The 13,472-nt window shown below is 31.4% G+C and carries 13 protein-coding genes; 7 read left to right on the top strand and 6 right to left on the bottom strand.

Annotated elements, in window-relative coordinates; all coding sequences use genetic code 11:
- Window positions 1-35: 35 nt before the first annotated feature.
- Window positions 36-530 carry a hypothetical protein gene (locus VLB80_03820; protein ID HSC25314.1) on the bottom strand — a complete coding sequence of 165 codons (495 nt, stop codon included), beginning with the start codon at window positions 528-530 and terminating at the stop codon, window positions 36-38.
- Entirely contained in the window at window positions 521-1,483 is a 963-nt protein-coding gene (locus VLB80_03815; protein ID HSC25313.1) for a polymorphic toxin-type HINT domain-containing protein, read from the bottom strand. The genes VLB80_03820 and VLB80_03815 overlap by 10 nt, the downstream gene beginning before the upstream one ends.
- A gap of 108 nt (window positions 1,484-1,591) precedes the next feature.
- Here VLB80_03815 and VLB80_03810 point away from each other — a divergent pair, with 108 nt between their 5' ends.
- From VLB80_03810 to VLB80_03795, 4 genes are all read left to right on the top strand, one after another.
- Window positions 1,592-1,888, top strand: a complete 297-nt coding sequence (locus VLB80_03810; protein HSC25312.1) for a nucleotidyltransferase domain-containing protein — start codon at window positions 1,592-1,594, stop codon at window positions 1,886-1,888.
- A complete protein-coding gene (locus VLB80_03805) occupies window positions 1,876-2,331 on the top strand; it encodes an HI0074 family nucleotidyltransferase substrate-binding subunit (GenBank protein HSC25311.1) in 456 nt (151 codons plus the stop codon). The genes VLB80_03810 and VLB80_03805 overlap by 13 nt, the downstream gene beginning before the upstream one ends.
- Window positions 2,332-2,389: 58 nt before the next feature.
- Window positions 2,390-2,602, top strand: a complete 213-nt coding sequence (locus tag VLB80_03800) for a hypothetical protein (GenBank protein ID HSC25310.1) — start codon at window positions 2,390-2,392, stop codon at window positions 2,600-2,602.
- Between the two features lie 138 nt (window positions 2,603-2,740).
- Entirely contained in the window at window positions 2,741-5,425 is a 2,685-nt protein-coding gene (locus tag VLB80_03795; GenBank protein ID HSC25309.1) for a hypothetical protein, read from the top strand.
- Between the two features lie 3 nt (window positions 5,426-5,428).
- Here the strand turns inward: VLB80_03795 and VLB80_03790 are convergent, their stop codons facing one another.
- The 3 genes from VLB80_03790 to glmU are packed head-to-tail and all read right to left on the bottom strand — an operon-like array spanning window position 5,429 to window position 8,943.
- On the bottom strand, window positions 5,429-6,205 hold the full coding sequence (locus tag VLB80_03790) for a hypothetical protein (protein ID HSC25308.1): 777 nt from the start codon (window positions 6,203-6,205) through the stop codon (window positions 5,429-5,431).
- Between the two features lie 24 nt (window positions 6,206-6,229).
- Window positions 6,230-7,474: an exonuclease SbcCD subunit D gene (locus VLB80_03785; GenBank protein HSC25307.1), complete on the bottom strand. Its 1,245-nt coding sequence runs from the start codon at window positions 7,472-7,474 to the stop codon at window positions 6,230-6,232.
- Window positions 7,471-8,943 carry a bifunctional UDP-N-acetylglucosamine diphosphorylase/glucosamine-1-phosphate N-acetyltransferase GlmU gene (gene glmU, locus VLB80_03780; GenBank protein ID HSC25306.1) on the bottom strand — a complete coding sequence of 491 codons (1,473 nt, stop codon included), beginning with the start codon at window positions 8,941-8,943 and terminating at the stop codon, window positions 7,471-7,473. Before glmU ends, VLB80_03785 begins: the two co-directional genes overlap by 4 nt.
- Window positions 8,944-9,205: 262 nt before the next feature.
- On the opposite strand from glmU, the gene VLB80_03775 reads away from it, so the two are divergent.
- The 3 genes from VLB80_03775 to rsmA are packed head-to-tail and all read left to right on the top strand — an operon-like array spanning window position 9,206 to window position 12,290.
- Window positions 9,206-10,432, top strand: coding sequence for a hypothetical protein (locus VLB80_03775; protein ID HSC25305.1), 1,227 nt, complete (start codon window positions 9,206-9,208; stop codon window positions 10,430-10,432).
- Window positions 10,433-10,454: 22 nt separating this feature from the next.
- Window positions 10,455-11,504, top strand: coding sequence for a rod shape-determining protein (locus tag VLB80_03770; protein ID HSC25304.1), 1,050 nt, complete (start codon window positions 10,455-10,457; stop codon window positions 11,502-11,504).
- Window positions 11,505-11,513: 9 nt separating this feature from the next.
- Window positions 11,514-12,290 (top strand): 16S rRNA (adenine(1518)-N(6)/adenine(1519)-N(6))-dimethyltransferase RsmA, encoded by a 777-nt coding sequence (gene rsmA / locus VLB80_03765; GenBank protein HSC25303.1) that lies wholly within the window; start codon window positions 11,514-11,516, stop codon window positions 12,288-12,290.
- A gap of 30 nt (window positions 12,291-12,320) precedes the next feature.
- Here rsmA and VLB80_03760 read toward each other — a convergent pair whose 3' ends face one another.
- Window positions 12,321-13,154 carry a hypothetical protein gene (locus VLB80_03760; GenBank protein HSC25302.1) on the bottom strand — a complete coding sequence of 278 codons (834 nt, stop codon included), beginning with the start codon at window positions 13,152-13,154 and terminating at the stop codon, window positions 12,321-12,323.
- Between the last annotated feature and the right edge of the window lie 318 nt (window positions 13,155-13,472).

Below are 13,472 nucleotides of genomic sequence, written 5' to 3'. Positions count from 1 at the left end.
TTCAAAAAATAATTACGGGTACATTTAATTTAGAATTAAATATGAACTACAAATACTTTTAAGATAAATGGTTTTTCATCATCATCATGATTCATTGTGTTATCTAATTGTTTCAATTCGTTCCAAGAAATTCCTGAGTGATAGTGCGATGTCAAAAATTCTTCTAAAATTAAGTTTGGAGAATTAATAATTTCTATCTGACACCCAAAAGGAAGTTTTTGATTAACATTCGAAATGATATTAAAGCGTAGCTGAGCGGCTAGTTCGTCAAACCACATATAAAAAATGGCAGAATTGCTTATATTTGCTTGTATTAGTTGCTTAGTTTTATTTTGTAAAAGAGAAGAAAGAAAATCGATAAAATGAGTTACTGAAATTCTTTTTGCTGTACAGTAATCAATTGATAATATCCACATGTTGTTTAATGTTTCTTGCTCTTGCAATATACTTTTGCCAGTTATAAGGATTGAACTATCAATAACAACGTCTAAATCGACAATGTTTTGTATGATTATAGATTTTATGGACATAATATAAGATCCTTATAAGAAATAAATAAACCAATTGGCCCTTTATTTTTCCCTATGATTGGATTACCCAGTTCATCGGCATCAAATAGCCATTTTAATCCTGTTGTATGCTCCTTAAAAACTTTATATGCGCAACCTCCATGATTTGCACGATCTTTTGACCACCATAATTTCGTTTTTGGGTCACGATAAAAATTTCCAAATCGATTACTTCTTACTTTTTTGTCAGCTCGTAATTTGATATAATTAAAAATTTTATTTTTTTGATTTTCTTGGTTTTCGTCATCAGGTGGATGATTATAATTGCCAGAACATGAAATTATTTCCGGTTTAGATTTGGCAGTATCGTTATTTTTTTTATGCTTATTGAACAGATTGATACCAATCATTGTTCCGCCAAAAAAAGTTCCCAATGTAAGTCCCGCAAATTGAATACCTGATCCGAAAACCCATGCTACACCTACGGCGATTGGAGGAATATTGTGAGTCAAGATACGAAGATTAGATATAAAAAAATTATGTGGAGATGTAGTTGAAATTTTATAAGCGATTGTTTCTTGTGAAGAGGTTGTAATATTTTGGCAGAAGCAATATTCTAATTTATTGTTGAGAAAAGTATTATTTTTTGTGAGATTTTTTGCTTTTATCCATTGTTTAATAGATGGATCATAAAAAAGTTGATTTTTGGTTGCCGCTATAACTTCTTTATTTATTGTAATAGAAATAATGTTTTTTTTTGTTGCTGAAGAAATTTGTATAACTTGATGTTCAATGAGTGTGTTATTTTTATAACCAATAACATAATCACCTATGTTAATTTTTTCTATAGGTATGAGGCCATGGATAGTCAAAATAGTGTTGCCTGCAACTATAGCAGGAAAAGAAATGTTATGGTATGACACTAAAAGGGTAAATGAAATTATTTTTATCATAAAGAAAAGACGTGAACTCATGATTTAACTTTTTTGTAAAAATAAGGCGTTTATAAATTTTGTTATTCTGAGAAAATATGAATATCATAAAGCGTAGTATATTTTCTACAAAATGTAAGGTATTAAATAGTGAATAATTTTACGCAACAATATAAAAATATCATTATACCTATAATAGAAAAATATGCGCCTAGCGCAAAAATTATATTGTATGGCTCTCGCGCTCGAATGGATTTTAGGGAAGGTTCTGATATTGATATTGCATTGGATATGGGACATAAACTTGATACATTAATTATAAGTAATATTGTTGGCGATCTAGAAGAATCAAATATACCTATTCTTTTTGACATAGTTGATTTTCGATCTGTGTCGGAATCTATGCAAAAAGAAATTGTGAAGGATGGAGTTATATGGAAAGAATAAATAAAAAAATTACTCTATTTTTAGAGGCATTAAAAACTCTTGAAGAGGGAATTGCTTTATTCTACGAATATAAAATTATTCTTGATAAACAAACTACTGATAAAAATGAACAATTATTTACAAGTATGCGTGATTCTATGATTCAACGTTTTGAATATTGTACAGATCTTTTTTGGAAATTGGTTAAAGTTTATTTAGAAGATGTTGAAAGAATAGATTTGCCAGTAAATTCTCCCCGTGCAATTTTGCGCGAAGCAGTAAAAGCACGAATATTATCTGAGCGTGAAGGTGATGAATGTATGGATATGGTTCAATCAAGAAATAAAACATCACATACATATCATCAAGTAATGGCAGAAGAAATTGCACATGAAATACCTCAGTATTATGAATTAATGAAAAAAATAATAGATCGAGTTATGAATGTAATCGCAGAAAAATGATGACTATCTATGCCGATCTTCTTTTTTCTTAAACATTATACACAATTAACTGAGATTGATGAGTTGGAAACAAGTCTTAAAACAAAAAAATGGTTTTACCATCCCTGAAATGCAAGCATATTTGTCGGTATACTTCCGTCTTAAAAATAAGTTAGCAGTGGAAGATAAACTTTCTCCAGAGGAAAAATCGTCTCGAGGGTCATGGGCAAGAGAGGCATTAGAAACGAGAAAGTCGCCAGAGGTAACTGTTTCAGAGCCTAGTGGGGATTAATAAGCATAAAAAAAACGGGTGATAGTATAAAAACTGTCGCCCGTTTTAACTTAATTTTCAACTTGTTCAATTAATTGATATACTGTACATTATTGCAATAGTATAAAATATATCAATTAATGAATATCACAGTAAAATATGAAATATATACCTTTTCTTTTCACCATATTTCTTTTTAATCAACTTGTTTGCATGGAATTGAGTCAAGATAACGAAAAATTTGTATCATTTCCTAAGGAAATTTATTATATCATTGTTAAATTTCTTGATTTTCAATCGCAACATCGCATGAAAAGAGTAAGTAAATCATTTAATACTGATCTTTCTACGAATTTGAAGTTAGATCTTAACAGTTTGATTGATGCTTTATTTCAATATAAAAGTAATCAACTAATTTTTAAATATTTAGTTGATCATGTCTCAGAAGATCAACAAAATGATCTTAAAATTTATTTTAATGAGATGGACTTACAAGAAGCTGCCTATCCTACCAATAATCCCCTTCACATAAATTTTAAATCAAAATGCGTAAGGATAATCAAAATCTATAACGCTAATCAAGTTAAATTTTATTTGCCTTATTGCCGCATAAAAACATATTTAAATTCATTAAAAGAATCTAAAGATAATACATTTGCACAAAACACATTAAAGTCGCTATGCTCTTTTTTTGAAATAGATCACAATATAAACAACAAGAATGAAAAATGTATTGAATGTCTTAGCCAACTTACAGCAAATAACGATCAACGGGCAATAGATAATTTATTTATAAAAGCAATTGAAGCTAAAAATTTTGAGGCGATGGTTACTTTATCGCAATACATATATCACGATTCTGATTTAAGAAAAAATTGTTTTAATTATGCAGGTACGCATAAACAAAGAGAATTATTGGCTCAAGCTCTACCTTGTAAAATTTTCAATAAATTTCTTTGTGATGCTATTAACAATGACAACATAGAATTAGTACAATCTTTAATTAAAATTATTATTCAATCAGGTGAAAAGAGACAAATAAATAGCTTCCAAAATGATAAAATGTATCCGTTAACACTTGCATTATCATTAGAATCAAATGAAATTCTAACAGCTCTTAACAAAATTGAAATACAGTTCTTTTTTGAGTCTCTTGAAGATATGAAAGCCATTATAAATCAAAAAATAGTAGAACGATTAATTAATAATGATTATAAAGTAGATAGCACAATTCATTGCTTTCGTGATCATCAGAATTATTCAACTACTCTTTTATGTGAAGCAACAAAAAATAACGATCAGCCGCTTGTAGAATATTTGTTAAAAAATGGTGCAACCATTGATTGTAAAACACTTTTAGCTTCTTTAGAACATACAGCCATACTTGATTTATTTTTGTCGCAAACTAATAAAAGTCCTGTTTCTATTGATAAAAAAAAATTATGCGAGTTGCCTTTGATTCTTCAATTAAAACGACCATCTAATGCGATTCTGGAAAAATTAGTACAAGCAAAACTCCTTGAAGAAGGTGATATGAAATTGATAATTGAAGCTATAGAAAGGGAGAACTTTATCTCTGCCGTTAACAATAAAGATATCGCTCTTTTGGAACCAATACTTCAAAATAATCCTACTATTGCTGAACAATTTTCTTATACAGATTTTACAGACAAGGATATTCAAAAAATCGCATTGTTATTGAAATATGGAGCAAGTGTTTTCAGTTTCTCGCCTGATCTTTATGAGATAATTCTAAGTGACAGCGGTATTGATGAAGACAATATTATTTTTAATTTAGATCAAGATATAAAAAACAATCTTATTAATATAAAAAATAATTCTAATTCTTATTATCTTTTAAAGTGCGCTCTCTCATCACAGAAAAATAAATTGGTAGATTGTTTATTAAAGCATGACGTTTTTGCTACTATTTTCAACTTAGAAAGCGAATATTATTCAAAATTAATTGACTTAGCTGATCCTGTTTTAATAATAAACCTTATTAAAAATCAATGTTCAAATTTTAAATATAACGATTATAAGGTTAAGGCATTTTTTGAAGCTGTTGTAATTAATAAAAATATTACCATAGATAATAAAAGAGAAATGATAACAACAATATTAAAATCGAATCCTGATAAAATTAAACAGAAACAATTAAATAATGCACTTGTAACTAATCAAGAAAATCCTATAATATCAACTCTTTTGCTCAATAACGGAGCAAATATTTTATGTGGAGCGGTTGACCTTTATTCATTCATCACGAATGGTGTTACTGAAAAAAGTATACTTAATTCTTTTAAAAGCCATAAAGAAGAAAATAAAAAGAATAGTAATTATAAAAGTAACTGTTTGCGATTACTGCAAATCTCCCTCAACGACTCTAAATTTATCTTGGCAAAAGAGCTTTTAGATTGTGATGTTAATGTAAACATTCTAAATGAGTGGATTATCATAAATTTTATACAACAAAAAAATATTAATGCACTTGAATTTATCTGTGAACATGGATTTACGTTTTCAGAAAATAAAAATTATTATAAAAACAATGGCGTATCAGATGAGTTTTTTAAAGACGCAATAGATAAACAAAAAATTAATTTGGTCAAGACATTATTAAAATTTGAGAAGAACTTTAATAATGTTTCTATCCGCAACTACGCCAAAACACTAAAAAATAATAGATTAATAAATATCTTATCTGTTGGCACAATAAGACAGTTCACCCCTACACTATTGGGTGGAGATTTTCAGTATCTCGGACAAAAAAATATTTTTATTGATACGAGCAACTTTGGTTGTAAAAGTATCACAGATTTATCGAAGATTGCTTATTTTTAAGGTCTATTTTGCTTCACGCATAATTTCTAATAAAGCCGGATCAGTTGTTACAATTGGTTGCAAGGGTAATGGGATTGTTGGTTTTGGTGATATATATTGCGAGTAGTACATTTGATGTCGCTGTAAACGGAGTAAAATTTTTAATCCGAACCATCCGCCAAATATCGGCGGTATCCACCAATATTTTTTGAACCATTCTCGCCATGTTATTTTTGAATGAAATTCATATTTTTCTAAAAATGGGGGCAATTCTGTAACAAGCATATCAATAGCACTTAATAGTTCTGCTATGGGTAATTGATTTATTGTCTCACTTATTTCAAGAATCGTGCTTAATGATAGTGTTTTTAATTGATGTGGATTCTCTTCACATTCATATAAAAGAATTTGTTTGTAAACAGTAAAAATAAGTAAGAAAAGTTCATGAATTACCAGATTATTTTGCAAATGGAGATAATGAATAGTTTCGTATAATAATATAAGTATGGGCTGCACTGTTCCTGTAAGAAGCATTTTTTTGATGCATGCTTTTATTATGGGACTAAAAAAACGTGTTGAATCGATTTGAAGATAATTCTTTTTTTCACGAATGTTGCAGGGCTTATAATAATAATGTTGTTTATGTAGGCATGATAAAAAATATGTTGCTTCTGATAGGCATTTTATAAAATGAAAATGGGTAATGATATTACTACAATACTCAGAAGCGATATTATGTGACTTTGGAATTGAATGTAGAAATATGGAAAGTAGAACCATAAGTTTTATTGTTTTTTTCATAAACATTTTTTTTGTAATATAGTGTTAACTTTGTTCTTCTTGTTGATCAAGATGATCTTGCCAAAGAATCAAAGTTTTTTCTATAAGGTCGCTACGTTTTGCTTGTAATTCCGGTTTAGTGGCAAAATAACTGTCCAGCAGTTCAGGAAGATCCATAGTTACCTTGAAAGCGCAGCTTCGTTTTTCTCGTGCTTCAAAGCTATGAATAGGTATAACGCCAATTACATATAATGCATCTTGGCAGGCCTGTTCAATGACCTTTAAGTCAACTAAATCCTTTTTTCCTGACGGTATATGATAAATAATTTTAACAATCGCATCCTGAAGAGAATGTTTTTTTATAGCCTGTACCATTTGATCTGTTTGAGATAATCCTGATGTGAGAACCACTTCAATTTGAATGAATGGACGCGTTGGAACAGGAATGAATTCATAGGTAGCCTTTCCTTTTTCGGGAATGCTTACCAAACAAAAGCCTTTTTCTTCTTTACGTTCGCCGAAATCAATGCGTTCAATTGATCCTGAATACACGACAGCGGGATAACCTGAAGCATTTAAATTTTGATGTCTATGAAGATGGCCAAGAGCGACATAATCAAATGGGCTTATCGCTAATTGAGATGGCATAAGCATTGGATCATTCCCATAGATTGCGCGTTTTTCTGAGCCAGAGAATATTCCTGTGCTTACGGTGATGTGGCTTGCAAGGATTGCAGGAATGGTTTGATCAATTTTTTGTGCAAAATCTTTGATAATGTGTGCAACTGCCTTTGATATGTACTCAGTTAATTGATCATTTGATTTGTCTAAATGTTTATCAGCAATTGCTATGGTATTACGTGTTGGCCAAGGGATACCAACAATAGTAATAGGACCATTTTTTGTGTTTAAAGTAATGTTGCCCGGTTTTGAAAAAACATGAAATCCTTCTAGTGGTAGGTCGGGTAGCATATCAAGTGCATGAGCTTTGCCAAAACTGAGAGGGTGATCATGATTTCCTATCACAATAACAATAGGAATTCCTGCCTTATAAAGACGCAAAAAACATTTAAATAATAATTTTTGTTGTGTTTGGCTTGGATTATGAGTTTTATATGCATCTCCCGCAAATAAGAAGAAATCTACTGATTGTTCAATAGCATTATCTATGCAATAATTAAGAGCTTTCTCGAAGTCAAGCAATCGAGTATGAATACCTGTTTTGGTATCTATTTTGCCATAATTTTCCATACCAAAATGAATATCTGCCGTATGAATAAAACGAATCATTGTTCATCTGCAGGAGTAGTAGATCGTATACATCGAGCACCGATAAAGGAAAAAGTATCACTATTGTTTTCAGGAGTGATAATTGATTCTACAGAAGTAGTTTTTAATTTTTGAGCATAATTATGTTTGTTGGTTTGATGAGATCGTGCAATTGCCAAAGCATTAGTGGGTACATCTGCTGTTATTGTTGATCCTGCAGCGGTAAATGCATTTTCTCCAATAGTCACTGGCGCTACAATAGTGTTATTACTTCCAATAAACGCATGATCATTGATGATAGTTGTGTGTTTAGTTATGCCATCATAATTACAGGTGATTGTACCTGCACCAATATTAACGCGTGAACCAACGGTGGCATCTCCAATATAGCTTAAATGTTTTATTTTTGTTTCTGTGTTAATGACACTATTTTTAATTTCAACAAAATTTCCAATGACACTTTTGTGTTTAATTGTAGCATTGGATCGTAAATGCGCAAATGGTCCGATATCTGCGTGTGATTCAATATAACTATCTTCAATAACACAGTGAGAATGAATAGTGACATCATTTTCGAGAATTACATTATTTAAAGAACTAAATTCAGCAATAGTGCAATTTTTTCCTATAATTGTATTGCCGCGTAATTGAACAGCGGTGCCTATATATGATCCCTGGCCAATAATAACAGTAGTATCTACATGAGTTTGATGAGGGTGTGAAAAACGTACGCCTTGTTTCATCCAGTGCTTAATGATTTCTAAGCGTTTTATTTGTTCTATTGTCGATAATTCTTCAAAAGTATTGATACCGCAAATATCATCAAATGAAGCTTTTGTTGTTGTGACAATATAACCATTATCGCTGGCAATTTTAACTAAATCAGTAATATAGAATTCTTTATTTGCATTATTGTCGTTAAGTGTTGAAATATAATTTTTCAAAAATTTTTTAGTTATTATATAAATGCCTGCATTAATCAGGTAGTTTTCTTCGAGGTTGCCGATAAAATCTTTTGCTTCAATAATGCTTATACAATTGTCAGCTACAACAACTCTTCCATATGATTGTTCTTGTGAATGTGTGATGCATGCTGTTACAAAACTTATAGCAGCACCACTTTTGATATGCTCATCATAGAGAGATTTGATTATCGTTACTGTTACTAGGGGCATATCTCCATTCATGACAAGAATATAATCATTGTTCCATAGTTCTTGTGTACATGCAAGCGCATGACCAGTACCATTTTGTTCTTCTTGCACTGCACATGTAATAGTATCATTATGCTCTGCAAAAATAATTTTTTTTATAATTTCTTGTTGATATCCTACAACAACGGTTGTGGGAATGTGCAATGTTGCCATAAGTTTTGTGGAAAAAAGAATCATTGCTTGACCACAAATTGTTTCAGCAAGTTTTGTTTTTTCTGTATTAAAACGTGTTGATTTTCCTGCGGCTAAAATAATCGCTTGAAGATTGTCATTCATATGTTTTCCTTATTAATTACACGCTTTTTGCATATACAAAAAATCATAGTTCTTTTAATTAAAGGTGCTGGATGAGTGTATCATGTTTTTTTAAATTTTTCATATGATTTTTGTGTTTGCTTATGAGATTGAAGTGATAATATTTGTGCAATAAGAAGGAAGGTTTATACTTTAAAAAAAAGGAAAATAAGATATTATAGTACAAGAGGTTAGTTTGACTTTTATGTAAGATTCGACAAACAGTATAGATCAGGATAGTTACATGTCGAAAAAAATTTCTTTTTTTATTGTATTATGTTGTATGTCTCAAATAAATTATGCAGAGATATATGATAATCGGTTTATTCCTTTGTTTGTGCCGCAGCAATTTTTTATTGAGGAATTACCCTCATTGTATGAACTTGATTTTGTAACAATAACGGCAAGTGAAGCATTTGCGCGTGATGAAAAAACGGTAGGCATTCCAGAAATATTTGGAACATTTGATTTAAATACATTGGCAACATCCTTGTTAAACATAACGGGTAAAAGTCCTTTACGCTCCGATTTATTAGGACGAGAGTTACCTTTCTTAGTTAGCGGCCGAATTCAGGGACAAGGGTTTTTCATGCGATATTGCCAATCTCTTTCAGAGTATTGGAGCATTGGTTGTGAGTTATTGTTCTTAAAAACAAATTCACGTCAAAATTTTCGTTTGGATTTTGATAAAGTAAAAAATTTATTACCCGGTGATATTGCTGAAATTGAACAATCTCGACGTATAGCATTTGAAAGTATCGGATTAATTGAGAATAATGCTGCACAACATGGAATTGGAGATATTGATGTGTATGTCCGTGGTAGCAAAACATGGCACTATACCTTGAAATGCCGCACTATCTACGCTGGGCTATCGTTTGGCGGATTTATACCAACAGGAGTCAAAACAAATCTGTGTAACGCTGCCTCTATTCCGTATGGAGGTAATGGGTTTGGTGGTTTTTATGTGAAAGGTGATGCTTTATTTGAACTCAAAGAAGATAATAAAGTAGGATTTTTATTAGAAATTAGTAAGCGAGTAGCGCGTACAACAGTTGTTCGTATGCCCATGACAGCAAGCGAGCCATATATCTTTGGTCCCATCATAGGTAAAGCACATATCAGTCCAGGTCCAACATTAGCATTTTCTCCTTATTTTGTTTTAGAAAATTTAAGAGCAGGTTTTGGCATAGGAGTTCACTATACATTAACTTCTCATTGGAGAGATTCGTGGTGTGATCGACGCGATGATCAGACTATTCCTGTTGATTTATCTCAGGTAATTAAAACATCGAAATGGGGATCAGATTATTTTACCATCAATCTATTTTATGATTTTGGTAAACAAAAAAGAAAACATATTATAGATCCAATTGTTTGTTTTAGATGGGATGTACCCGCAATGCTTTTTGTATCACATAATGTTCCAAAAACAAATAAAGTATCATTGGGAATAGAGTTAGCATATTAATAAATTTTAATGAGGAATATGTATGAAATTTGTCCCTGCGCGAAAATTATTTAATTTTTTTTCTAATGATATAGCGATTGATCTTGGTACGGCTAATACAGTAATTTATGTTCGAGGCCAAGGTATTATTTTAAATGAACCATCAGTTGTTGCTGTACGATTACACACTAAAAATGTACTTGCCGCTGGCACACGTGCAAAAGAGATGTTAGGTAAAACTCCAGAAAATATTGTTGCTAGTCGTCCCATGCGCGATGGAGTTATTGCAGATTACGAATTAACTGAAAGCATGTTACGTTATTTTATTAATGTTATTCATCATGGACATACTCGTTTTTTTAAACCTCGCCCCCGAATGATCATTGGTGTTCCATCAGGTATTACGCAAGTGGAGCGTAGAGCCATTGAAGAATCAGCTAAAGAGGCTGGTGCACGAATGGTACGTACAATTATGGAACCAATGGCGGCTGCAATAGGCGCAGGACTTCCTGTTGAAGAGCCCTCAGGCAACATGATTGTAGATATTGGTGGAGGTACAACCGAAGTTGCTGTTATTTCGCTTAAATCAATTGTTTTTTGCCGTTCTGTACGTGTTGGTGGCGATGAAATGGATGTTGCAATTGTGCAATATGTTAAGCGTAAATATAATTTATTAATTGGTGAGCGCACAGCTGAACAAGTTAAAATAGAAATAGGATCAGCGCTGCTTGAAGGTGATTTTCATAAAAAAAGTATTGCAGTAAAAGGGAGAGACCTCGTTACTGGGGTACCAAAAACAGTAGTATTAACAGCACCAGAAGTAAATGAAGCATTACTTGAAACCATTGCAAGCATTGTTGAAGCGGTACGTGTTGTTTTAGAAAATACACCACCAGAACTGTCTTCTGATTTAGTGGTTAGTGGTATTACTATGGCGGGTGGCGGTTCATTGTTACGAGGACTTGATAAGCTCATATCAATGGAGACAGGCCTTCCGGTTGTAGTTGCTGAAGACCCTTTATTTTGTGTTGTAAAAGGTGCAGGTAAAGTAATTGAAGATCTTGATTTTTTCCAAGACGCATTAATGGAGTAATTAAACGACGTGGCATATTCACAAGGAATTCCTTTAAAAAAACAATTTGGGCAACATTTTTTGCGTGATGTACGCATTGTTCATACCATGATTTTTGCTGTTGAAATAACACCACAGACATCAATTTTTGAAATTGGATGTGGTGATGGATTTTTAACTAAACATATTTTATCAACCCCGATGGCACGATTAAAGATTTTTGAAATTGATCCTGATTGGGCTCATTATGTTCAAGAAACTTTTAAAGATGAACGGCTATCTGTTCTTGTTGAAAATTTTCTTGATATAGATTTTACTCAGCTCGAAGAACATAAACCATGGACAGTTCTTGCGAATTTACCGTATCAAGTAACATTTCCTATTTTGCATCGTTTTCAAGAACATCGCCATTTACTTAAAGAAGGCGTTGTTATGATACAAGAAGAAGTTGCACAAAAAATAGTTAAGCAACGAGGACGTGGATATGGATATCCATCTCTCTTTTTTCAACATTATTTTGAGTGGAAATTATTAGATAAAATTCCGCCAACTGCATTTCATCCTGCGCCAAAAGTTTTTTCACGGTTAATTTATTTTAAACCACGCACTGAAATTATACCTATTGCCCAAGAAGAGAAATTTTGGAAGTTTATTAAACATTGTTTTAAGCAACCACGACGAACATTACGAAATAATTTAGCACATACTCATTATAAGATGGAAAATTTATCTGAGAATTTATTGGCTCTGCGCGCGCAGGAATTATCAATGAAAGATTTATTAGATGTTTGGGAATTAGTTAGATAGAGGAACTTTAGAAATAGTTTTTTAGATTAACTATAGTGCATTAAAATAATTTTGAATGACTTGGTAGTTATACATTAAGCATAATAAAGCACTGAATAAAACAGTTTTGCTTGCAACAGACCATAGATTTTCTTTTGTTGTGAGGCTTTTGAGTAGAACAAGGATAGAATTTGATTTTTGTTCAGGTACAGTTTTGACAGTGCTTTTATCTGGATGTTCATCATTCCATTTTTGAATTCTTTTTGCAATCTCGAGTTCTGATTTTTTTGTTTGATCAATAAGTTCTTTTACTCGTTGGTTCGACTGATCGGTAGCCTCTTTTTTGGCAATTTTTGCAGCTGCTTGTTGAGCAATTGTTTTTTCATTGGCAAGTCGTTTTGCTTGTTGATGTTCTAATTCAATTGAATGTAGCCTATGTTGCCACCTTTTATTTGCTTCTGCTCTTTCTATCTCGAATTTTTCCTTATGAGCAAGTTCTTCCTTTTTCTGTTGCTCTGTAAATGTTTTAAAAGCTTGTCTTTTTATATTTAATTGTATCTGTAGTTTTTCATTATTCTCAGCAATGGATTTTTTAGTTTCCTCTTCAATCTTAGCAATCTTAGCATTTAGATTTACAAGTATTGTTGCTACTTCTTTGTTTGTTTCGTCATCATTAAGTTCTTTTAATTTCTCGATAGCCTCATGTCTTATCCAGGAAAGGTTTTCATGTATAGCTTGACTACTCTGTTGAAATTCTTTTAACCGATCATCAATATCTTTTTGAAGTGCCTTTAATTGATCAATATCCGTTTTCATTCCAGCTAAAAATAGTGAAACTGTCGATAATCCAATCATCATGTATCTTTTTAAATAAATTTTTTGCATTGATAATTCTTTGGGTTCTAAAATATATTTTTTATTTAAACTCATAAAATTAATCTGAATAAAAATGGATGCATTAATAATACTGATTGCTGTAACATTGAGTTAAGATATATCTTCATATTGAAATAATATCATAAAGAGCTGAATATGTCATCTTTGAATTATTTTCATTAATAATATATTTACATACCCCATACTTCAATGGTGTATTTACCGGCAGTAGTTTTTTTGTTAAAAATCTTTTCATCCCATGTTTTTTCTGAATTGCGATCAAAAATAACCAAATATCCTTCTGTTGCATTATTAATATCCATATAT

The organism is Candidatus Babeliales bacterium (genome assembly GCA_035455925.1).
GTDB lineage: Bacteria > Babelota > Babeliae > Babelales > Vermiphilaceae > SOIL31.
This window is presented reverse-complemented; position numbering and strand designations above follow the sequence as displayed.